The sequence below is a fragment of the Streptomyces sp. WAC 06738 genome, from assembly GCF_003945505.1.
Lineage (GTDB): Bacteria > Actinomycetota > Actinomycetes > Streptomycetales > Streptomycetaceae > Streptomyces.
In genome coordinates, this window is record NZ_CP029618.1 from 6,268,058 (window position 1) to 6,289,099 (window position 21,042).

General features: G+C 75.7%; 15 protein-coding genes. 7 read left to right on the plus strand and 8 right to left on the minus strand.

What is annotated here, in order from left to right:
- Nucleotides 1-23 precede the first annotated feature (23 nt).
- A complete protein-coding gene (locus tag DMB38_RS37560; protein ID WP_125937416.1) occupies nucleotides 24-3,332 on the minus strand; it encodes a BTAD domain-containing putative transcriptional regulator in 3,309 nt (1,102 codons plus the stop codon).
- 150 nt (nucleotides 3,333-3,482) lie between these two features.
- On the opposite strand from DMB38_RS37560, the gene DMB38_RS27620 reads away from it, so the two are divergent.
- Nucleotides 3,483-4,034: an NAD(P)H-dependent oxidoreductase gene (locus DMB38_RS27620; protein WP_125937417.1), complete on the plus strand. Its 552-nt coding sequence runs from the start codon at nucleotides 3,483-3,485 to the stop codon at nucleotides 4,032-4,034.
- Between the two features lie 36 nt (nucleotides 4,035-4,070).
- The gene (locus tag DMB38_RS27625) at nucleotides 4,071-5,684 is read left to right on the plus strand and encodes an MFS transporter (protein WP_125937418.1); all 1,614 of its coding nucleotides are present in this window, start codon (nucleotides 4,071-4,073) and stop codon (nucleotides 5,682-5,684) included.
- 147 nt (nucleotides 5,685-5,831) lie between these two features.
- Here the strand turns inward: DMB38_RS27625 and DMB38_RS27630 are convergent, their stop codons facing one another.
- Together DMB38_RS27630 and DMB38_RS27635 are read right to left on the minus strand one after the other, a co-directional pair.
- Nucleotides 5,832-6,581, minus strand: coding sequence for a glycerophosphodiester phosphodiesterase (locus tag DMB38_RS27630; protein WP_125939313.1), 750 nt, complete (start codon nucleotides 6,579-6,581; stop codon nucleotides 5,832-5,834).
- A complete protein-coding gene (locus tag DMB38_RS27635) occupies nucleotides 6,524-7,591 on the minus strand; it encodes an adenosine deaminase (RefSeq protein WP_125937419.1) in 1,068 nt (355 codons plus the stop codon). Before DMB38_RS27635 ends, DMB38_RS27630 begins: the two co-directional genes overlap by 58 nt.
- 100 nt (nucleotides 7,592-7,691) lie before the next feature.
- On the opposite strand from DMB38_RS27635, the gene DMB38_RS27640 reads away from it, so the two are divergent.
- The 3 genes from DMB38_RS27640 (at nucleotide 7,692) to DMB38_RS27650 (ending at nucleotide 9,937) form a co-directional block, all read left to right on the plus strand.
- Nucleotides 7,692-8,108 (plus strand): hypothetical protein, encoded by a 417-nt coding sequence (locus DMB38_RS27640; RefSeq protein ID WP_240662500.1) that lies wholly within the window; start codon nucleotides 7,692-7,694, stop codon nucleotides 8,106-8,108.
- A 41-nt stretch (nucleotides 8,109-8,149) separates the two neighbouring features.
- On the plus strand, nucleotides 8,150-9,247 hold the full coding sequence (locus tag DMB38_RS27645; RefSeq protein ID WP_125937420.1) for a DUF4190 domain-containing protein: 1,098 nt from the start codon (nucleotides 8,150-8,152) through the stop codon (nucleotides 9,245-9,247).
- Between the two features lie 171 nt (nucleotides 9,248-9,418).
- Nucleotides 9,419-9,937, plus strand: coding sequence for a hypothetical protein (locus DMB38_RS27650; protein ID WP_125937421.1), 519 nt, complete (start codon nucleotides 9,419-9,421; stop codon nucleotides 9,935-9,937).
- Here DMB38_RS27650 and DMB38_RS27655 read toward each other — a convergent pair.
- The 3 genes from DMB38_RS27655 to sigJ form a co-directional block, all read right to left on the minus strand.
- Complete coding sequence (locus tag DMB38_RS27655; RefSeq protein WP_125937422.1) at nucleotides 9,900-10,784, minus strand: phosphatase PAP2 family protein; 885 nt, start codon at nucleotides 10,782-10,784, stop codon at nucleotides 9,900-9,902. The genes DMB38_RS27650 and DMB38_RS27655 overlap by 38 nt on opposite strands.
- Entirely contained in the window at nucleotides 10,781-12,139 is a 1,359-nt protein-coding gene (gene gabT, locus DMB38_RS27660; RefSeq protein ID WP_125937423.1) for a 4-aminobutyrate--2-oxoglutarate transaminase, read from the minus strand. The genes DMB38_RS27655 and gabT overlap by 4 nt, the downstream gene beginning before the upstream one ends.
- A gap of 288 nt (nucleotides 12,140-12,427) precedes the next feature.
- Nucleotides 12,428-13,336 carry an RNA polymerase sigma factor SigJ gene (sigJ, locus tag DMB38_RS27665; protein ID WP_125937424.1) on the minus strand — a complete coding sequence of 303 codons (909 nt, stop codon included), beginning with the start codon at nucleotides 13,334-13,336 and terminating at the stop codon, nucleotides 12,428-12,430.
- 295 nt (nucleotides 13,337-13,631) lie between these two features.
- Between sigJ and DMB38_RS27670 the strand changes: the two genes are divergently transcribed.
- Nucleotides 13,632-15,827 carry a hypothetical protein gene (locus DMB38_RS27670; protein ID WP_240662501.1) on the plus strand — a complete coding sequence of 732 codons (2,196 nt, stop codon included), beginning with the start codon at nucleotides 13,632-13,634 and terminating at the stop codon, nucleotides 15,825-15,827.
- Nucleotides 15,828-16,078: 251 nt separating this feature from the next.
- Nucleotides 16,079-17,938, plus strand: a complete 1,860-nt coding sequence (locus DMB38_RS27675) for a PucR family transcriptional regulator (RefSeq protein ID WP_125937425.1) — start codon at nucleotides 16,079-16,081, stop codon at nucleotides 17,936-17,938.
- A 48-nt stretch (nucleotides 17,939-17,986) separates the two neighbouring features.
- Here DMB38_RS27675 and DMB38_RS27680 read toward each other — a convergent pair whose 3' ends face one another.
- Nucleotides 17,987-19,303 (minus strand): phospholipase D-like domain-containing protein, encoded by a 1,317-nt coding sequence (locus DMB38_RS27680; protein WP_125937426.1) that lies wholly within the window; start codon nucleotides 19,301-19,303, stop codon nucleotides 17,987-17,989.
- 174 nt (nucleotides 19,304-19,477) lie between these two features.
- Nucleotides 19,478-20,926 carry an aldehyde dehydrogenase family protein gene (locus DMB38_RS27685; RefSeq protein WP_125937427.1) on the minus strand — a complete coding sequence of 483 codons (1,449 nt, stop codon included), beginning with the start codon at nucleotides 20,924-20,926 and terminating at the stop codon, nucleotides 19,478-19,480.
- Nucleotides 20,927-21,042 lie beyond the last annotated feature (116 nt).

Below are 21,042 nucleotides of genomic sequence, written 5' to 3' on the forward strand. Positions count from 1 at the left end.
TCCGAAGACGCCTGATCAACGGGTCACGGTTCCTCGGCCTCCCGCCCCGCGGCGATCTCGGCGGCGAGGGCGTCGGGCGGCAGAGCCGCCCGCAGGCGCCCCATGATGCGGTCGGTGTCGACGCGTTCGGCTTCGGGGAGGGGGGCGCCCGCTGAGGCGCGGAGGGCCTCTGCCCTGCCGAGGAGGCGGGCGGCCGCCGTGGCGTCGCCGGCCAGGGACTCCGCGCCGGCCAGGCCCTCCAGCGCCAGGGCGAGGGCGCGGGGGTCGCCGGTGGGGCGGGCGGAGGCCAGGCCCTCGCGGTGGTGGGCGCGGGCCTGCTCCGCGTCTCCCGCCAGCTCCGCGACGAAGCCCAGCTCGGCGAGGATCAGGGCCGTGCCCACGTCCGACTCGATCTTCCGGTCCCAGTCCAGCCAGCGCCGCAGATGCGCCTCCGCCTCCGCCAGCCGGCCCTGCCGCCGGGCGCCCAGCGCCAGGCCGATGCCCGCGAACTCCTCGCCCACCATGTACCCCTGCTCCGCGGCCAGCCGCGCGGCCCGGCCGTGCAGGTCGTCGGCCTGCGCGACGTCCCCCGTGAGCAGCGCGACCCGGCCCAGCATCGACAGCTTGTCCGACACCTCCGACCACAGCCCCAGGTCCTCCGCCATCCGCAGGCCCTCGCGGTGCAGCCGGGCGGCCTGCGCGTAGTCGCCGGTGATCTCCGCGTACGTACCGAGGGCGTACGTCGCGTGCAACTGGCCCCAGCGGTCGCCGAGTCCGGCGAAGAGCGCCATGCTGCGCTCCCCGTACTCCGCGAGCGCCGGCAGGTCGCCGCGGAGCACCGCCTGCCGGGCGAGGGTGCTGGACACCGCGGCGGTGCCCCACTGGTCGCCGAGCGCGCGGAAGACCTCCTCGGCGCGGGCCAGCGGGTCGCCGCCGCCGGGCAGCGGACCGAGGCCGAGCCGGGTGAGGCCGAGGAAGGCGTCGGCGCGGGCGCCGGCGGCCAGGTCGGGGAGGGTGGCGGGGGGCGCCGGGCGGACGGCGGGCAGGGCGTCGGGGGCGAGGGTCTCGCCGAGGCGGAGGGTCATGGCGGCGCGCCAGGTGAGGGCGGTGGTACGGGCCGCGCGCTCCCTCTCCGCGTCGGCCGCGGGACGTGCGGCGTCGGCGGTCGGGGGGATGGCCAGGGCGGTGGTGAGGAAGCGTCGGCCCTCGCCGAGGCGGCCGCGCAGCACCCAGTACCACGCCAGGTCGCAGGCCAGGCCGAGCGCCGTGGCCGCGGCGCCGGTACGCACCGCGTCCTCCAGCGCCGCGCGCATGTTGGCGGACTCGGCGTCGAGGCGCAGCAGCCACTGGCGCTGGGCGGGGCCGCGCAACTGGGGCTCCGCCTCGGCGGCGAGGGAGGCGTAGTACGCGGCGTGCCGGTGGCGGACGGAGGTGAACTCGCCGGCCTCGCAGAGCTTTTCGTGGCCGTAGGCGGCGACGGACTCCAGCAGGTGGTAGCGCGCGGGGGACACGCCGTCGCCCGGGGTGGTCATGACCAGTGAGCGGTCGACGAGGCGGGCGAGGAGGCCGAGCACGTCGTCCTCGGCGATGCCGCCGCCCGCGCAGACCGCCTCGGCGGCGCCCAGCGTGCAGCCGTCCGCGTGCAGGGAGAGGCGGCGGAGCACGGCCTGCTCGGGGCCGGTGAGCAGCTCCCAGCTCCAGTCGAGCATCGCCCGCAGGGTGCGCTGCCGGGCTGGCGCGTCGCGCGGTCCCGCGGACAGCAGCCGGAACCGGTCGTCCAGCCGGGCGGCCAACTCGTGTACGCCGAGGGCCCGTACGCGGGTGGCGGCCAGCTCCAGCGCGAGGGGGATGCCGTCGAGCCGGCGGCAGACGGTCGCGACGGCGGCGGCGTTGCCCGCGTCGACGGCGAAGCCGGGGGCGACGGCGGCGGCCCGCGCGGCGAAGAGCCGCACGGCCCCGGAGGCACGGAGCGCGGCGAGGCCGGGTGCCGCGCCGTCCGCCCCGGCCGCGGGCGCTCCGGTCGCCGGCGGCGGTACGTCCAACGGCGCCACCGGCCACAGGTGTTCGCCGCCGACGCCCAGCGGCTCCTGGCCCGTCGCCAGCACGTGCACGCCCGGTGCCGCCGCGAGCAGCCGGGCGCAGAGCGCGGCGACCGCGTCGACGACGTGCTCGCAGTTGTCGAGGACCAGCAGCACCCGCTTCGTCCGCAGCGCCTCGGCCAGCCGCTCCGCGGGGGGCGTGCCGCCCGCGCCGGTCAGCAGGCCGCCGCCGGCGGTCTCGTCCCGTACGCCCAGGGCCGCGGCCACGACCTCCGCCGCCTTGTCGGCGTCGGGGGCGGCGTCCTCCGGCGCCGATTCCGGCCGGGGCGGTGCCAGCGCCGACAGCTCCACCAGCCACACGCCGTCCGGGAACGACCCCGGCAGCCCTCGCGCCGTCTCCAGCGCCAGCCGGGTCTTGCCCACCCCGCCGGGGCCCGTCAGGGTCACCAGCCGGCCCGTGGCCAGCAGCGCCCGGACCGCCGCCACCGACTCCTCGCGGCCGATCAGGTCGCCGTGCGGCGCCGGCAGATTGCCCCGTACCGCCGTCTCCTCCCGCTGCGGCGGGCCGAGCGCCGCGTCCTGCTCCAGGATCGACTGGTGCAGCGCGACCAGCTCGGGGCCCGGGTCCAGGCCCAGGTCCTCCGCGAGCTGCGTGCGCAGCCTGCCGTAGCTCGCCAGCGCCTCGCTCTGCCGCCCCGCGCGGTACAGCGCGCGCAACTGCGCGGCGCGCAGCCGCTCGCGCAGCGGGTGGCGGGCGACGAGGTCGCCCAGCTCGTCGGCGAGGAGCGCGTGCTCGCCGAGTTCGAGCCGGGCCTCCGCCTGCTCTTCGAGGGCCGTCAGCCGCAGCTCGTCGAGCCGGGCGATCTCCGCGCGCGCGAACTCCTCGTCGGCGAAGTCCGCCAGCACCTCGCCCCGCCACAGCGCGAGCGCGTCCGCGAGGAGCGCCGCGCGCGCCCGGGGGTCCTCCGCGCGGCGGGCGGCGGCGGTCAGGGCGGCGAAGCGGCCGGTGTCGGTGGCCTCGGGGCCGACGTCCAGCAGGTAGCCCGGCGGGCGGGAGACGACGAGCGCGCGGGCGCCGGGCTCGGCGTCCTCCAGCGCGCGGCGCAGTTGGGAGACGCGGGTCTGCAGCGCCCCCGCGGGGTTCGCCGGCGGGCCGTCGCCCCACAGGTCGTCCACGAGCCGGTCGGCGGGCACGGCGCGGCCGGCGTGGATCAGCAGGTCGGCCAGGAGGCTGCGGACCTTCACCTCCGGTACGCGGACCGCCTGGCCGCCGGCCGTCCACACCGCCAGCGGACCGAGCACCCCGAAGCGCATGCGTTCACGGTAACCCAGCGCACCGACAGCGCCCGTCGCCGCAGGCCGGGGCCGTACCCGCAGCGGATCTGAAGCGGATCGGAAGGAGACCTGGAGCGCTCTGCCCGACCGTGGTCCACGTCGTCGCCGGCGAGTGGGAGGAGGCCCCGGATGAGCACGGACGTCACGCTGCGGCTGACCGTCCTCGGCGGTCTCGGACCCGGCCGGGCGGCGGGTGCCGAGGCCCGGCGGCTCGCCGGGCTCGCGGGCCGGCGGGCCCGGCTGGAGGTCGACCTCATCGACCTCGCGGCCGCCTGTCTGCCGGAGCCCTGCCCCGGCGTGCTGCCCGGCGACGCGCCGGAGCCGCCCGCCGTACGGGAGCTGCGGCCGTGGCTGGACGCGGCCGACGGGTTCGTCGTCGTGGCCCCGGCCGCGGCCCGGCAGCATCCCGCAGGGCAGTCCCCCGCGGGGCAGCACTCCGCAGGGCCGCTCCAGCGCGCGCTGGTGTGGTGCGCCGAGGCGTTCAAGGCGCGGCCGGTGGCGCTGCATGTACGCGCGGGGGAGGGAACCGCACGTGCGCTGCGCACCCTGCGCGCGGACCTCGCCGAGGCACACGCGCTGACCGTCCACGAGACCGACTGCCCCGACCACGCCCTCGACGAACTCATCTGGTGGGCCCGCGCCTTGCGCACCGCACGCGCCCGCACCCCGTACCCCTTCTGATCCCTACCGTCCCCGAACCCCGAAACGAGAAGAATCATGTCCGCAATCGCCCCGGAGGCCCCCGCGCTGCGCGCGGGCCCCAGGCAGTGGCTCGGCCTCGCGGTGCTGCTCGCGCCGACGATCCTGCTCTTCGTCACGATGACCGTGCTCTTCCTCGCCACCCCCGACATCGCCGCCGACCTCGAACCCAGCAGCGGCCAACTGCTGTGGATCAACGACATCTACGGGTTCATGATGGCCGGCCTGCTCGTCGCCATGGGCACCCTCGGCGACCGCATCGGCCGCCGCCGCATCCTCCTCTTCGGCGCCGTGGCCTTCGGCGCGGCGTCCGCGGCCGCCGCGTTCGCGCCGAGCGCGGAGGCGCTGATCGGGGCGCGCGCCGTGATGGGCCTGGGCGCCGCGGCGGTGATGCCGTCGACGCTCTCGCTGATCAGCAACATGTTCCAGGACGCCAAGCAGCGTGCCACCGCCATCGGCCTGTGGGCGGCGTCCGTGTCCGTCGGCGTGGCCGTCGGCCCGCTCGTCGGCGGGCTGCTGCTGGAGAACTTCTGGTGGGGCGCCGCCCTGCTGGCGGGCGCGCCGGTGATGGGTCTCGTGCTGCTCGCGGCGCCGTTCCTGGTGCCCGAGTACAGGGCGCCGCAGCCGGGGCGGCTCGACCTGCCGAGCGTGGCGCTCTCGGTGGTCACCATCCTGCCCATCGTCTACGGGGTGAAGGAGATGGCCGCCCACGGCGTGAACGCCGAGGCGATCGTCGCGCTCGTCCTCGGCGTCGTGCTGTCCACCGTGTTCGTACGGCGGCAGCTCCGGCTGACCGACCCCCTGCTGGACATGCGGCTGTTCGGCAACCGCACCTTCAGCGGCTCGCTGGCCGTCTTCCTCCTCAGCGCGGTCGCGCTCGGCGGCGTGTACCTGCTCTTCACGCAGTACCTGCAGCTCGTCGAGGGGCTGACGCCGCTGGAGGCGGGGCTGTGGATCCTCCCGGCGGCGGTGATGCTGGTGGTCGTCTCGATGCTGTCGCCGGTGATCGCCCGCAGGGTGCGGCCGGGGTACGTCGTGGCGGCGGGCAGCCTGCTGTCGGTGGCGGGGTACCTGGTGCTCACCCAGGTCGACAGCGTGGGCGGGCTGCCGCTGCTGATCACCGGCTTCTACCTGCTCTACCCGGGCATCGCGCCGGTGATGGCCCTGGCCACCAACCTGGTCATCGGCTCCGCCCCGCCGGAGAAGGCGGGCGCCGCGTCCGCGGTGAACAGCACGGCCAGCGACCTCGGCGTGGCCCTCGGCATCGCCCTGCTGGGCAGCGTCGGCACCGCCGTCTACCGCGGCGAGATGGCGGACGCGGTCCCCGCCGGCGTCCCCGAGGGCGCGGACGCCGCCGCCCGCGACACCCTGCCGGGCGCGCTGAGCGCGGCGGAGAGCCTGCCGGCGGCGCTGGGCGACGCGGTGCTGGCGCCGGCCAAGGAGGCGTTCGCGAGCGGGCTCAACGTGGCGGCGGCGCTCGCCGCGGGGCTGGCGGTCGCGGCGGCGGTCCTGTCGGCGACCCTGCTCCGCCGCGTGCCCGCCGCGGGCGCCGCGCAGGAGGGGCCGGAGGCCGCACCCGAGCCTCCGCCCGCGCGGGACGAGACCCCGGTACCGGCGGAAGCCGGCCGCTGAGGCCCGTACGCCGTCCTGGACAGCCGGCGCACGGGAGCGGAAGAGAGCCGCGTGGCGGGGGAGTCGAGCCCTCGCCACGCGGCATCCGCCGTCACGGCGCCGGTCGTTGCCCCACCCGTCGTTGCCGCGCCCGCCGTCGAGCCGCCCTCAGGAGCCCAGGTGGCGGCGGAGGGCCGCGATGCGGTTGCTGGTGATGGCGTCGACGCCCATGGCCGTCAGCCGGCGCCAGTTGCGCGGCCAGTCGACCGTCCAGCACGACACCTTGTAGCCCGCCTCCTGGTCCTCGCGGACCGTCGCCTCGTCGAGGAGGCCGAAGCGGTAGTTGAGCCACTGCGGCCGCAGGCGCCGCAGCAGGCCCGCGCGGTACGGGACGGGCGAGGAGCACGTCAGCGCTATCTCGGCGTCGGGGTCCGCGGCGCGGATGGTGAGCAGCGCCGCGGTGCCGCCGCAGTAGTACGTACGCGCCGCCGCATCGGACTCCAGCACCTCGGCGACGACGTGTTCGGCCGCCGCCGGGTCGGGCAGGTCGATGAACGAGCGGACGCCCGGGCTGTCCGCCATGACCTTCAGCGCCTCGCGCAGCGTCGGGATGCCGCCCTCGGAGCGCTCCTGGACCTCGGCGTACGTCAGCGACGCCAGGTTCACCTCCTGCCCCCACAGCCGCTGCAGCGTCCGGTCGTGCAGCAGCACCGGCACCTCGTCCCACGTCAGCCGGACGTCGAACTCCACCGCGTCCGCGCCCGCGGCCACCGCGGAGCGCAGCGAGCCGAGGGTGTTCTCGCGGACGACGTACGGATCGCCGCGGTGGGCGACCGCCAGCACGGCGGGGGCGGCGCCCGTCACCGGGCGGGCGGGGTCGCGGCCCCGGGAGCGCCGCCGGCGGCGGTCGCGGGCCAGGCGGCGAGGTACGCGTCGATCTCGGCGGTGAGCGCCGCCTTCGCGGCCGGGTCCATGAACGACGCGGTGACCGAGTTCTTCGCGAGCGCCGCCGTCCCCGCCTCGTCGAGGTCGAGGAGGCGGGCGGCCACGCCGTACTCCGTGTTCAGGTCCGTGCCGAACATCGGCGGGTCGTCGCTGCCCAGCGCCACCGTCACGCCCGCGTCCACGATCTGCCGCAGCGGGTGCTCGTCCAGCGAAGCCACCGCCTTCGTCGCGATGTTGGACGTCGGGCAGACCTCCAGCGCGATCCCCGCCTCCGCGAGGTGCGCCAGCAGCTTCGGGTCCTGCGCCGCGCTCGTGCCGTGCCCGATGCGCTCGGCGCGCAGCTCCGTGACCGCGTCCCAGACCGTCTGCGGCCCGGTCGTCTCGCCCGCGTGCGGGACGCTGCGCAGCCCGGCCGCTATGGCCCGGTCGAAGTAGGGCTTGAACTGCCCGCGCGGCACGCCGATCTCGGGGCCGCCCAGGCCGAAGGCCACGAGCCCCTCGCAGCCGATGTCCATCGCGATCCGCGCGGTCTCCTCGGCCGCCGCGAGCCCCGCCTCGCCCGGGATGTCGAAGCACCAGCGCAGCACGACGCCCAGCTCGGTCTCGGCCCTGCGCCGGGCGTCCTCCAGGGCGTCGAGGAAGGCGCGGTCGGGGATGCCGCGGCTCGTGGAGCTGTACGGCGTGACGGTCAGCTCCGCGTACCGGATCTGCTGCCGGGCCATGTCGCGGGCGATCTCGTACGTCAGCAGGTGCACGTCTTCGGGGTCGCGGATGAGGTCCACGACGGACAGGTAGATCTCGATGAAGTGGGCGAAGTCGCGGAAGGAGAAGAACTCGGCGAGCGCGGCGGCGTCCGCGGGCACCGCGGAGTCCGGGTGCCGCGCGGCGAGTTCGGCGACGATGCGGGGCGACGCGGAGCCCACGTGGTGGACATGGAGCTCGGCCTTGGGCAGACCGGCGATGAAGGAGTCGAGATCGGCCATCGCATCATCGTAGGCCAACGGACTGACGGCGCCGCCCCGGCTCCGTAGCATGTGCGAACGCGCGTGCGCGCGGTGCGCGAGGGCAGCGGAGGGAGCGCACATGGCGGCGAGCAGTCCACCCGCCCCGGCCGCGGCCGGGGCGCGACAGGGACCGGCCGGACTGGGCACGAAGGCGATGGTGTGCGGCATCGTCGGCGTCACGCTCCTGCCCACGGTCTACGGCATCGTCCTCTCGGTGCTGCTGGGCCCGGCGGCGCTGGTGCTCGGCCTGGTCGCGCGGAGCCGCGCGCGGCGCGAAGGGGCGGCCGCCGGGCGCAACGCGGTCATCGGCATCGCGACGGGCGCGGTGGCCTTCGCGGTCGCGGCGGCGGTCATCGTGCTGACGCTGACGGGCGTGATCTTCTCCGGGGACGACGACGAGGAGGAGAAGCCCGCGGAGCGGCGGGACGGGCAGCGCGTGCAGGTCATGGCGGACCGGTCGGGGACGCTGTCCTGGCCGGGCGGCGGCGCCGGGTGAGCCGGTCCGAGGGGTTACGGGCGGCTCGTACAGTTGAGCCCATGGATACGGACCGGCGGGACGACGCGGCGGGGCGAGGTGCGCTCCGCGTGGAGGCGGGCCGGGAGGCGGGGGACCCCGCCGAGGTGCCCGCCGGGGCGGGCGCGGAGGCGGACGGGTCCGCGGCCGCGCCCGCGGACGCCGGTGCGGACGGGTCCGCCGGCGACGGTGCGGACCACGGTGCGCCTGCGCAGCAGGAGCCGGAGGGGGACCGGGGCGCGGGGGTGACGGACGGTCAGGCCGCCGGCCCCGCGGACCCCGTGTCCGGCGGGGGGAAGGACCTCCCGGCCGCTCCGGGCGCCGGCCTGCTGCCCTCGCCCGACGGCGGTCCGCCCGTGCCGCTCGCGCCCGGGTGGCAGCGGCCGCGGCCGGGTCCCGGCCCCGGTCCGTACGGCCCGAAGCCCTACCTCCCCGGCCCCTACGCCTGGGTGCCGCCCGCCGGGCCGCGCAACGGCTCCGGGATCGCGGCGATGATCCTCGGCGTCATCGGCGCCGTGCTCTCCTTCACGCTCCTCCTCAGCCCGCTCGCCGTCATCCTCGGCGGCCTCGCCATCGGGTTCGGCATCGTCACCCTCCGCCGGGTGCGGCGCGGCGAGGCGCGCAACAGGGGATCGGGTCTGTCGGGCATCTGGCTCGGCGGTGTGGCGGCGGTCGTCGGTATCGGCATGAGCATCCTGCTCGTCGTCCTGGCGGTCGACTGGTTCGCCCCCGTCTCGCCCGGGACGGACAGCGCGGTCGAGGCCGGCGAGACCATCACGTACGACGACGGCCTGGAGGTGACCCTCGACGCGCGTCGCACCGGGGGCGACCTGCTCCAGGTGCGCGTGCGGATCGACAACCGCACCGGCGAGATGGTGGCCCTGGCGAGCAGCGAGGTGAGCGCGTACCCCATCGGCTCCGACGGCGGGAACCTGGAGCAGGCGTTCGGCGACGCGCTGCCCCTGACCCTCGGCGAGGACCGGTCCGTCACGGCCGTCTACCACTTCGTACTGGAAGACGGGCCGGACGACATCGAGTTCGAGGTCTCGCCGGGCGGGCCGTACGAGTACGCGTACTGGTGGACGGACGTCGACGGCACTGGCGACGAACAGCCAGCCTGACGCACCACGCACCCCGCGGCGCGCTCCGGCGTGCGCCCCTGCTGACCGTTGTGATCCACACCACTTGAGCCATTTCCGTAAAGCCGCATAAGAGCTGCGGCCCTGCCCTCTCTCCCCAGTTGACAGCCGGTCTAGCAGGACCGGTCCGAGGGGAGACGAGGGATGAGCGTGATGGCTGGTGCGGGAGCGGAATCCGCGGTGGAGTGGCTGGTCTCGGCGGCGCCCGAACCCGAGAGCTGCAAGTGGGAGTGGGAGCGCAACCCGCTGGGGGTGGCGCTGCTGCCCGCCGGGCGGCTGTGGGACGTGCTGATCCTGCCGGGGGAGCTGGGGCGGCCGGCGCTCGACGTGATCACCCGGATCACCGGCCCGCCGGGCCCGGTGCTCGCGGACATGACGGACGCGCGGCTCGGGTTCTTCGTGCCGCCGGGGACGGCGGGGCGGTGGGTCGGTACGGGCGTACGGAGCGCGGGGCACGGGACGTGGATCGTGGTGCCCTACCCGGGGCGGTCGACCGGCGCGGTGCGGTGGCTGGTGCCGCCGGACGGCAGCGGGCGGCTGACGGATCCGGTGGTGCTGGAACTGGCGATGCACGAGGCGGCCGCGTACCTCGCGGACGGTCCCGGCGGGACGGGACCCGCGGGTCCTGCCGGTGCTACGGGCGGCGGGGGCGGTCCGGTTGCCGGGGAATGACGCGAGCCGCGGCGTACGCCGTGAGCCGGGCGGCTACGTACTGGCACCCGGCGAGCAGCGCCCCCGCCACACACCACCCGGCCACCACGTCCAGCGGCCAGTGGTACTCCCGCCACACCAGCCCCGCCCCGACCCCGAGCACGACCGCCCCGGCCGCGGCCACCAGCAGCCGCCGGGCGGCGCGGGAGCGGAGCAGCGGCAGCAGGAGCAGCACGACGGCGCCGTACGCGACGGCCGCGGTGGTGGAGTGGCCGGAGGGGAAGAAGCCGGCGTAGTCGTCGGCGAGCGGGCCCTTGGGACCCGGCCGGGCCTGCACGGACTTCAGCGGCAGGACGACGGCGGGCAGCACGGCGAAGGCGGCGGCCCCCGCGAGCAGCGGGATACGGACGGCGGCCGGGACGCGGCGGTGAAGGGGATACAGAAGACGAAGGGGGTGCAGGCGGTGAAGGGGGCGAAGGGGCCCGTGGCGCGCGGGGGCGGTCGCGGTACGTTCCGCGCCCCCGGGCGCCGCCCCGGCGCGTACCGGCGTGCGCCACACCGCGTAGAGCATCGCCGCCGCCAGCACCGGCAGCGCCACGCCCACCCCGCCCAGGTCGGCCAGGAATTCCGCGCCGGGCAGGGCGTGCCGCGACAGCGCGGGGCCGGTGCGCTCGTCCAGCTCGCGCACCGGCCCGTCCACCGCGACCTGCCAGGCCAGCAGCCCGTACAGCACGGCGCAGCCGAGGACGGCCCACGCCGCGACCGCCCACCGCCGTAGCGGCGGCGCCTGCGCCGGCTCCTGTGCCCGTTCCGCACCCCGCGCCGCCGGCCGGCGCGGGGCGCGCCGTGCCCGTACCGCCTGCCTCACGCGTTCCGCGAGAGCGCCCCTTCCAGGATGTCCAGCCCCTCGGCCAGCAGGTCCTCGCCGATCACCAGCGGCGGCAGGAAGCGCATCACGTTCCCGTACGTCCCGGTGGTGAGCACCAGCAGCCCCTCCGTGTGGCACGTCTTGGCCAGCGCCGCCGTGAGCTGCGGGTCGGGGTCCTTCGTTCCGGGCTTGACCAGCTCGATGGCCAGCATCGCACCCCGGCCGCGGACGTCGCCGATGGCGTCGTACTTGCCCTGCAGTTCGAGCAGCCGGGCCTTCATGATCTCCTCGATGCGCCGGGCCTTCGCGTTCAGGTCCAGCTCGCGCATCGTCTCGATGGCGCCGAGCGCGGCGGCGCACGCCACCGGGTTGCCGCCGTACGTGCCGCCGAGGCCGCCGACGTGCGGGGCGTCCATCATCTCCGCGCGGCCGGTGACCGCGGCCAGCGGCAGCCCGCCGGCGATGCCCTTGGCGGTGGTGACGAGGTCGGGGACGACGCCCTCCGCCTCGGAGGCGAACCACTGGCCCGTACGGCAGAAGCCGGACTGGATCTCGTCGGCGACGAAGACGATGCCGTTGTCCTTCGCGAACTGCGCGATCCGCGGCAGGAAGCCGGGCGCCGGCACGATGAAGCCGCCCTCGCCGAGGATCGGCTCGATGACGATGGCCGCCACGTTCTCGGCGCCGACCTGCTTGGTGATCAGGTCCATGGCCTGCGCCGCGGCCTCCTCGGCGCAGTTCTCGGGGCCGGTCAGCCAGCGGTAGGGGTAGGCGACGGGCACGCGGTAGATCTCCGGCGCGAAGGGGCCGAAGCCGTGCTTGTACGGCATGTCCTTGGCGGTGAGCGCCATGGTGAGGTTCGTCCGCCCGTGGTAGCCGTGGTCGAAGACGACGACGGCCTGGCGGCCGGTGTACGAACGGGCGATCTTGACGGCGTTCTCCACGGCCTCGGCACCGGAGTTGAAGAGCGCCGACTTCTTGGCGTGGTCCCCGGGGGTCAGCTCGGCGAGCTGCTCGCAGACCTCCACGTAGCCCTCGTAGGGCGTGACCATCATGCAGGTGTGCGTGAAGTCGGCCAACTGCGCGGACGCGCGGCGGACGACGGCCTCGGCGCTGTTGCCGACGGAGGTGACGGCGATGCCGGCGCCGAAGTCGATGAACCGGTTGCCGTCGACGTCCTCGACGACACCGCCGGAGGCGCGGGCGGCGAAGACGGGCATCACCGTGCCCACGCCCTGCGCCACGGCGCCGTTCTTGCGTGCCATCAGCTCCTGGGACTTCGGCCCCGGGATCGGGGTGACAAGCCGCCGCTCCTGGGGGAGCGCGGCGCCTGCGGTGGCGGAAGCGCTGGTCATGGGGGATCTCCTCCGGGTCCGGACGACGATGCTCTCCCTCGCAGGCTAGGGCCGGGCGCGGGGTGGGGGCATGCTACGCGGGGGAGCGGTCTGCCGTGTCGCTTTGTCCACGGTGGACAGGGGGCGGGTGAGCTGCGGAAACGCGGGGGCGCACGGCAGGCGGGGCGCGGGCGTACGGCGGAGTGGGGGCGGGCGTACGGCGTACGGGCGGGGGCGCCGGGCGCACGCACCGCAACGCCCGCGGACGGCGTACGGGCCCACACCCCGTCCCCAGCCCTCGGTGGGGCCCTAGCCCTCCGGGAAGCGGACCGACGTCAGCTTCTCCGGATTGCGCTGCACGTCGATGGCCGTGATCCGCCCCCCGTCCACCGTGAACGCCGCCACCGACACGTCCCCCTCCGGCCCGTACAGCACCAGCCCGGCGGCCCCGTTGACGGTGACCACGCGCATCGTGCCGGGCGGCAGCGGTCCGCCGCCGAACGCGACCAGCCCGCGCGCCACCTGCTCCGCGCCCCGCACCACCCCCGGCAGGGACGAGACCAGCCCGCCGCCGTCCCCGCGCCACGTCACCTCCGGATCGAGCAGCCGCACGAGCCCCTCCAGATCGCCCTCCTGGCAGGCGGCGGCGAACGCGCGCACCAGCCGCCACTGCTCCGCCCGCGGCGCGGGCTCGTGCGGGCGGCTCCGCTCGACGTGCCGCCGGGCGCGGGAGGCGAGTTGGCGCACGGCGGCCGGGGTGCGGCCGACGACCTCGGCGACCTGGGTGAAGGGCAGGCCGAAGACGTCGTGGAGGAGGAAGGCGGTGCGCTGCGCGGGCGAGAGCTCGTCCAGCACGACGAGCAGCGCCATGCTCACCGACTCGTCGAGCGTCACCTGCTCCGCCGGGTCGGCCGGGTCGGCGGGGCGGACGGCCCCGGCCGGCTCCACGAGCGGCTCGGGCAGCCAGGTGCCCACGTACCGCTCGCGCCGGGCGCGGGCGCTGCCGAGCGCGTCGAGCGCGAGCCGGCCGACGACGGTGGTGAGCCAGCCGCGCAGGTCGCGTATCGCTCCGGGATCCGGCACGCGGCGCAACCGCAGCCAGGACTCCTGCACGCAGTCCTCGGCCTCGGCGAGGGAGCCGGTGGTGGAGTACGCGACCCGCAGCAGCCGGGGCCGCTCGTGCTCGAAGGCCTGGGCGAGATCGTCGTCGTGCGGCACGCTCACCGCCTCCTTCGCGGGCTGGCCTGGGCGGTCGACGGGAGTGGTGCCCCGGAGGTGGTGTTTCTCATGCCCTCAGGACGACGCGGGGCGCGGATGTGTGACTCCGGGGTGCGGGTGGGCGTACGGGGGTGGTTGACGCGTGCCGCGGACGGGCACCGGGTCGGTGGGCGGCACGCGCTAAGTTGGGCGGGACGGCGCCGAGTTGCCGGCCGGCGGCGGACGGGGCGCAGGAACGCAGGATCGGGCCCGGCCCCCGCAACGGGGGCCGGACCAGCGGAAGGAAGAGCAGAACATGGGCGAGGACGGCCGACGCGGGCCGCGGAAGTCGGGTCCGGAGCACGGGGATCGGCCCTGGCATCCCGCGCGGCCCACGCAGCCGCCCATCGGCCCCGCGGTGCCGCCGCAGTCCCGGGGAGCGGCGCCGGGTGCGGCGGCCGGAGCCGGGCAGGGCGGGACCGAGGCGTGGGAGAACCCGTTCGTCCGCTGGATGCGCACGCCGCGGCCGGAGGCAGGGCCGGGGATCTGGCGGTTCGGGCACGTGCCCAGGCCGCCTGACGAGGCGGACCGGATGTCCGACCGGCAACTGCTCGGCGGCGCCGCGCTCGCGCTGATCAGCGGGTTGATCGTGTGGTCGCTCTGCTGGAACGGCGTCATCACCATCTGGCTCTGGCCGCTCGACTGGGTCACCCTGGACGCCTGGCGGGACACGGGCGCCATGGTCGCCGCGGGTTACCTCTACTACGGCCTGTTCATCCTGCTGCTCGTCTACGTCTTCGGCCGCATCGGGCGGTGGCGCGAGGTGTGGACCCGCTTCCTGGAGCCCGTCCTCAGCTCCCAGCAGCCCGACCGGACCCAGGAGGACGCCGAGGCCGAGGATCCCGTGGCGTGGCCCGAGTTGCGGGCTGCCGGGTTGGTGGGGGAGGCCGAGGTGCTCGGGGGGGCCGCTCGGGGCGGGGGGATGAACGACGTCGATCTGGCGCGGATAGCGCGGGCCTGGGAGTCCGTACGGGCCCGGCCCGAGCGGCTGCGGGCCTTCGCCGACTCCGTACGGCGCGACGGCCCCGCCGCCTGCCCGCACCCCTCCGGGCTCCGCGACATCGGCCGCCGCGCGTACCGGCACGACCTCGTCACCGGCCAGGTCCGCATCGGCGCCGCCCCCGACGACAAGCGCAACCCCTACGCCTACCGCGGCGGCGGCATCGCCCTCGAACCCGCCCTCCTCGGCACCGGATTACTCGCCGTCGGCCCCGCGGGCAACGTGGTCAGCGACCGCGTCACCGGACCCGTCGCCGAGCTGCTCTGCCTCCAGGCGCTCGCCGGGCAGGCCGCGGTCGTCGTCGTCGGGGCGGCCGGCGCCCCGCTCGGCGACGACGACGCGTACGACGTCGTCATCCGCATCGCCGATCCCTCCTCCCCCCACGACCTCGACCTCTACGGCGGCACCGCCGACCCCGACGAGGCCGCCGCCCTGCTCGCCGAGGCCCTGCTCGGCGGCGACGAGGCCGACTGGGCGCACGCCCGGCCCGCCGTCACCGCCCTCGGCCAGCTCATCGGCGCCTACCAGTCGGCGTACGGCGCCTTTCCCGGCGTCGCCGAGCTGCGCGGCCTCCTCGACGGCGACCGCGCCGCCCTCGCCGCCCTGCGGCGCGACTGCACCGCCGTCGCCGAGGGCACGCCCGAGGACGGTGCCGACCCCTTCGCCGCCGACCGCGCCGCCGCCGCCCTCCGCGAGCTCGACGCCCGCGAGCGCCAGCTCTCCCGCCCCGGCGACGTCGGCGCCCTCCTCGCCGGCCGGCTCGCCGTGCTCGACCGCCCGGTCTTCGCCCGGTTCTTCGACACCCGCGGCCGCGGCCGCCAGTTCTCCATGCGGGCGCTGGAGCACCCGATGCGGGTACGGATCGTGCTGCCGGAGCGTACGCACGCCGAGGCGTCCCGGGTGCTGGCCCGGCTCCTCCTCGCCCAGTTCACCGCCGCCGCCCCGGCCCGCTCCGACCGCTCCCTCTTCGCCGCCCTCGTCCTCGACGACGCCGCCCGCACCGCCAGCCCCGAGTCCGTACGGGCCATCGGGAGGCTGCGCGCCGCGCACGCCGGCGTGATCCTCGGGCTGCGCGGGCTCGACGACGTCGCGGAGCCGGTGCGCGGGCCGCTGCTCGCCGCGGTCGGCTGCCGGATGGCGCTCACCGGCGTCAGCACCTGGGACGGCCGGCATTTCGCGGAGGCGTGGGGCGCGGAGTGGGTGGAGGCGGAGGACGTCACACATGTCCCGGATGTCTCCGGCGGTCTCATCCGGAAGCTGCTGAGGTGGGTACGGCAGGTCTTCACGGGTACGAAAGCCATGAGCCGCTCGGTGACGGTGCGCACCGTGGAGCGGGAGCGCTGGTCGGCCTCGGAGCTGGCGAACACGCTGCCGCCCGGGCACGCGGTGCTCTCCGTGACGACCGTGGACGGCGAGCGGACGCCTCCGGTGCTGGTCGACTTGCACCACTGAGGCACAATGGCAACAGCCGTTCATACGGAGCGGCGTAAGCAGAGCGACAGTCTGAAAGCGGTCGGATACCTCCGCGACGGTCGGAGGACGGTGCGGATCGCCGGACTCCGGAGGGCCTGCGGGCCCACCGGGGCCGGACGGGGGCGGTCGGGACCGGTCGCGTACGCAGCGGACCGGTCCGGCCTGGGCGGTCGCGCAGACGGTCACGAACAGCCTGGCGGCCCCGGCCGCCGCAGCAGCCAGAAGGTGCCATGCCCACGCTCGCCTCGCTCGTCCGCCATCCCACCCTCAAGCTCTCCGTCCTCACCGGCGCGGACGAGCTGGACGTGGCCGTGCGCTGGGCGCAGACCAGTGAGTTGATAGACCCCGTGCCGTACCTCGAAGGCGGCGAGCTGATCCTCACCACCGCGCTCAAGCTCGACGTCGAGGACGCCGAGGCCATGCGCCGCTACATGCGGCGGCTCGCGGACGCCGGGGTGGTCGGGGTGGGCTTCGGCGTCGGCGTGAACGTCGAGACGGTGCCGGAGGCGCTGCTCGCGGCGGCCAGGGAGGCGCGGGTGCCGCTGCTGGAGGTGCCGCGGACGACGCCGTTCATCGCCATCTCCAAGGTGGTCTCCGCGGCCATCGCCGCCGACCAGTACCGGTCGCTGACCCGCGGCTTCGAGGCGCAGCGCGACCTGACCAGGGCGGCGCTGGGCGCGGAGGGACCGGCGACGGTCGTCAGCCGGCTCGCGGCGCACGTCCGCGGCTGGGCGGCGCTGTACGACACGGCGGGGGAGGTGCTCGCGGTCTCCCCGGCCGGGGCGGCGGCGCGGGCGGAGGCGCTGAAGGGTGACGTGGCGCGGCTGCGTCGGCGGCCCGCGCCGGCGAGCGCGGTGGTGGCGGGCGTACGGGCCGAGGAGCCGGCGGACGCGGAGCCGGCCGGGCCGGTGGACGCGGGCGGCGGAGGGGCCGTAGCGGAGGGGACGGCGGCGGAAGGAGCGGCGGCGGAAGGGCCGCCGGCGGACGGGGCCGCATCGGACGGTGCCGCGGGCGCGGTGCCGGAGGCCGCGGCCGAGGCTGCTCGCGGCCGGGCAGGTGATGCCGCCCGTCGGGCCGGCCACGCCCCCGACCGCCCGGCGCGGGACGGCGCCGGACCTGCGGAGGACCGCGTCGAGCTGCAGTCCCTCGGCTCCGGCCGCCGCTGTTGCGGCGTCCTCGCCGTCGGGACCCACGGCAAGCTGGCCCCCGCCGAGCGCTACGCCGTGCACGCCGCCGTCTCCCTCCTCACCCTCGTCACGGAGCGCTCCAGCGCGTTCTCCGCCGCCGAGCAGCGCCTCGGCACCGCCGTGCTGCGGCTGCTCCTCGCCGGCCAGCCCGACCACGCGCGGTCCGTCGCCGGGCCGCTGTACGGGGGGCTGCTGGACGCGCCCGTACGCCTCCTCGTCGCCGAGGCCGCCGCGCCGGTGGCGCCGGTGGGGGAGGGCGAACCGGAGCCGCTGCCGGAGGCGCTGGGGGAGTTGGCGGACGCGCTGGACGCCGCTGCCACCGGGTCGGGCGAGGCGTTCCTCGCGGTTCCCGACGCCGGCCGGCTGGTGGTCCTGGCCACGGACGGCGGCGCGGTCGCGGAGGCGGCGGTGCAGCACGCGGGGCGGGTCGAGGCGGCGCACCCGGGCGCGGTGGGGCAGGCCCGCGGGTCCGGTGCGGGGCAGGGGACGCTGCCGCTGGTCGCCGGGGTGTCGGCGCCGGCGGGCCCCGCGGTGGTGACGGTGGCGTACAAGCAGGCCGAGCAGGCGCTGTCGGTGGCGCGGCGGCGCGGCCGGGTGCTGGTGGAGCACGAGGACGTGACGGCTGGCTCGGTGGTGGACCTGCTGGCGGACGACGCCGTGCAGGCGTTCGCGGACGGCACGCTGCGGGCGCTGCGCGAGCACGACGAGCGGGGCCGCGGCGACCTCGTCGCCTCGCTGCGGGCGTGGCTGTCGCGGCACGGGCAGTGGGACGCGGCGGCGGCCGACCTGGGGGTGCACCGGCACACGCTGCGCTACCGGATGCGGCGGGTGGAGGAGATCCTCGGGCGCTCGCTGGACGACCCGGACACGCGGATGGAGCTGTGGCTGGCCCTCAAGGCGTAGCGGGGGCCCGCCGCCCCGCCGGCCGCCGGCCGGCGGGGCGGCGGGGAGTCACGGCGTACGGGCCTTGCAGGTGTCGCGGATCTTGTAGAAGTACGACAGGTACTTCGCGTGGTAGTCCGCACTCGTGATCCGTACCATTGCCTCGTCCGCGGAACGGAGGCCGGATCCGGTCCAGTTGTGGCTGCCGGTGTAGACGCGCGGCGTGATGCTGCCGTTGTAGTCGCCGTCCAGCAGCCAGAACTTCGTGTGCGTCCGCACGTCGATGCCCGGGCCGTTGGGGAAGTTGCAGAACTGCCGCTGGATGCCCGCGGCGTCGAGGATGCCCTCGACCGTCGCGTCGCCCTCGCTGTAGACGACGTCGACCCAGCAGCCCTGCGCGCGCTTCTGCGCCAGCTTCTGGGCCACCTGCTTGCGGGAGCCGAGGAACTGGAACATGGCGACGCGGATGTCGGTCTGGTGCCGCTTGCCGTCCGTGCCGGTGTACGCGCATGCCACCTCGTCGAGGGCGTTGACGATGGTGTCGGTGGCCGGGTTGCCGTAGTTCGCGTCGCCGCGCGGGAAGAAGAAGGCGCGGTAGGGGGAGCCCGTGGGCGTGGACCAGTAGTAGGTGCTGTCGCCGGCCGCCGAGTGGCGCAGGCGGCGCTGGTCCTCGTGGAACTTCGCGTAGCCGTCGTGGACGGTGGCGTCGGTGAAGGTCACGGCGTCGTTGTACGACTCGTTCTTGTACCAGTCGTTGAGGTTGGAGGACGACTGGAAGACGACCTTGTCGTAGGCGGTCCCGTCGTCGAAGGGGCCGACCCGGGTGAAGACGAAGAACTTGTTGTGGTTGTAGGCGGGCCCCGGGGGCGGAACCGGGAGGCAGCCGCGCTGCACGTTGTCCTGGCCGGGGTCCTCGAACCGGTCGTCGCAGACGACGATCCACGACGTCTTCGTGTCGTCCGTGCCCAGCGCGCCGCGCAGCGAGGTCCAGGCGGCGCTGCCCTTGTCGCGGGTGTTGTCGTCGACGATCAGCCTGACCGCGACCCCGCGGCGCTGGGCGGCTATGAGGGCGTCGGCGACGGCCGTGTCCTCCAGCTCGAACACCGAGCCGCGGATGGTCTGGCCGGCGGGGGTGGCGTCGATGAGGGCGATGAGCTGGGTGAAGACGGCGCCGCGCTGGGCGGCGGTGCCGAGCGGGTCGTTGAAGACCGGGCCGTTGATGACGGGCTTCGCGACGGCGGCGCCCGGTGCCGCGGCGGGCCGTGCCGTGGCCGCGGGTTCCCGCGCCTGCGGCTCGGCGGCGGTGGCGCCGGAGACGAGCGTCGCGGTGAGCGAGAGCAGGACGGCGGCCACGCCCGCGGGCCGCCAGGCGCGTATGCGTCTCATGTGGTGAATCCCCCCTGGGTGCCTGGAAGTTGGCGGGTCGCCGAGCACCCTAGAGGGCGGAGCACAAGCTTGTCAGGAGCCTGTCATCGAATAATTCGTAGTTATTCCCGGGTTGGCTGAAAGGCGAGGACCCCGGGACATCCCGGGGGTCCTCGCCTTTCCGGCCGGCCGTCGTCAGAGCGCGTCGAGCCCCGTGAAGACCATGACCTTCTCGTAGGTGTAGTCCTCCATCGCGTACCGCACGCCCTCGCGCCCCACGCCGGAGCGCTTCACGCCCCCGTACGGCATCTGGTCCGCGCGGTACGACGGGACGTCGCCGACGATCACGCCGCCGACCTCCAGCTTCCGCTGCGCCCGGAAGGCGCTCTGCACGTCGTGCGTGAACACGCCCGCCTGGAGGCCGTACTTCGAGTTGTTGACGGCCGCGAACGCGGCGTCCTCGTCGTCCGCCCGCTGCACCGTCACGACCGGCCCGAACGCCTCCTCGTGGGAGAGCCGCACGCCGCCCGGCACGTCCGTCAGCACCGTGGGCGCGTACGACGCACCGTCCCGCTTGCCGCCCGTCAGCACCCGGGCACCGGCGCCGACGGCCTCGTCGACCCACGACTCCAGCCGCTGGGCCGCGGCCTCGCTCACCATCGGGCCGACGTCGGTGGCCTCGTCCGCCGGGTCGCCGGTCACCTGCGCCTCGACGGCCGCGACGACCCTGGGCACCAGGCGGTCGTAGACCGAGGCGTCGGCGATCACGCGCTGGACGGAGATGCACGACTGGCCCGCCTGGTAGTTGGCGAACGTGCCGATCCGCTGCGCGGCGTGGTCCAGGTCGGCATCCGAGGAGTAGTCGCCCAGGACGACGGCGGCGCCGTTGCCGCCGAGCTCCAGGGTGACGCGCTTGCCGGGGACGGAGTTGAGGATGTCGTAGCCGACCTTGTCCGAGCCGGTGAAGGAGATGATCGGCAGCCGCTCGTCCTGGGTGAGGGCGGGCATCCGGTCGTTCGGCACCGGCAGCACGCTCCAGCTACCGGCCGGGAGGTCGGTCTCCGCCAGCAGCTCGCCGAGCAGCAGACCGGAGAGCGGGGTGGCGGGGGCGGGCTTGAGGATGATCGGGGCGCCGACGGCCAGGGCCGGGGCGACCTTGTGGGCGCAGAGGTTCAGGGGAAAGTTGAACGGCGCGATGCCGAGGACCGGGCCGTACGGGAAGCGCCGGGTGAAGGCCAGCCGGCCGGCCCCGCCCGGGTCGGTGTCGAGCCGCTGGCCGTCGCCGCTGCCCCACCGGCGGGCTTCCTCGGTGGCGAAGCGGAACGTGGACACGGCGCGGCCGACCTCGCCGCGGGCCCACTTCAGCGGCTTGCCGTTCTCGGCGGAGATCAGCCGCGCGATCTCCTCGGCGCGCGCGGCGATCTGCTTGGTCACATGGTCGAGCGCCGCGGCGCGCACGTGCGCGGGGGTGGCGGCCAGCTCGTCCTTCACCGCGTGTGCGGCGGCGACGGCCTCCTCGATCTGGGCGTCGGTGGGAATGCTCACCGTGCCGACCTTGCGGCCGTCCCAGGGCGAGGTGACGTCTAGGGTGTCCTCGCCGGTCGCCTGCCGGCCGGCGAGCCAGAACGCTTGTGTGGAAGTCACGGCAGAGTCCCTCCGGAGAGTGCAAGTACCTCTGCTGCCCACCGTAGGCGGTCGGCGGGGCAGGGTGCGTTGTCCGGCGCGTAGCACTCCGCTCGTGCGGCGCTACGCGACGGAAG

What these genes read in the sequence shown, in the direction of transcription:
- DMB38_RS27620 (WP_125937417.1), top strand. Translation starts at nt 3,483, where the DNA reads ATGAGCACGGACGTCACGCTGCGGCTGACCGTCCTCGGCGGTCTCGGA.
- DMB38_RS27675 (WP_125937425.1), top strand. Translation starts at nt 16,079, where the DNA reads ATGCCCACGCTCGCCTCGCTCGTCCGCCATCCCACCCTCAAGCTCTCC.
- DMB38_RS37560 (WP_125937416.1), bottom strand. Translation starts at nt 3,332, where the DNA reads ATGCGCTTCGGGGTGCTCGGTCCGCTGGCGGTGTGGACGGCCGGCGGC.
- DMB38_RS27625 (WP_125937418.1), top strand. Translation starts at nt 4,071, where the DNA reads ATGTCCGCAATCGCCCCGGAGGCCCCCGCGCTGCGCGCGGGCCCCAGG.
- DMB38_RS27650 (WP_125937421.1), top strand. Translation starts at nt 9,419, where the DNA reads ATGGCTGGTGCGGGAGCGGAATCCGCGGTGGAGTGGCTGGTCTCGGCG.
- DMB38_RS27680 (WP_125937426.1), bottom strand. Translation starts at nt 19,303, where the DNA reads ATGAGACGCATACGCGCCTGGCGGCCCGCGGGCGTGGCCGCCGTCCTG.
- gabT (WP_125937423.1), bottom strand. Translation starts at nt 12,139, where the DNA reads ATGACCAGCGCTTCCGCCACCGCAGGCGCCGCGCTCCCCCAGGAGCGG.
- DMB38_RS27670 (WP_240662501.1), top strand. Translation starts at nt 13,632, where the DNA reads ATGGGCGAGGACGGCCGACGCGGGCCGCGGAAGTCGGGTCCGGAGCAC.
- DMB38_RS27645 (WP_125937420.1), top strand. Translation starts at nt 8,150, where the DNA reads ATGGATACGGACCGGCGGGACGACGCGGCGGGGCGAGGTGCGCTCCGC.
- DMB38_RS27640 (WP_240662500.1), top strand. Translation starts at nt 7,692, where the DNA reads ATGGCGGCGAGCAGTCCACCCGCCCCGGCCGCGGCCGGGGCGCGACAG.
- DMB38_RS27635 (WP_125937419.1), bottom strand. Translation starts at nt 7,591, where the DNA reads ATGGCCGATCTCGACTCCTTCATCGCCGGTCTGCCCAAGGCCGAGCTC.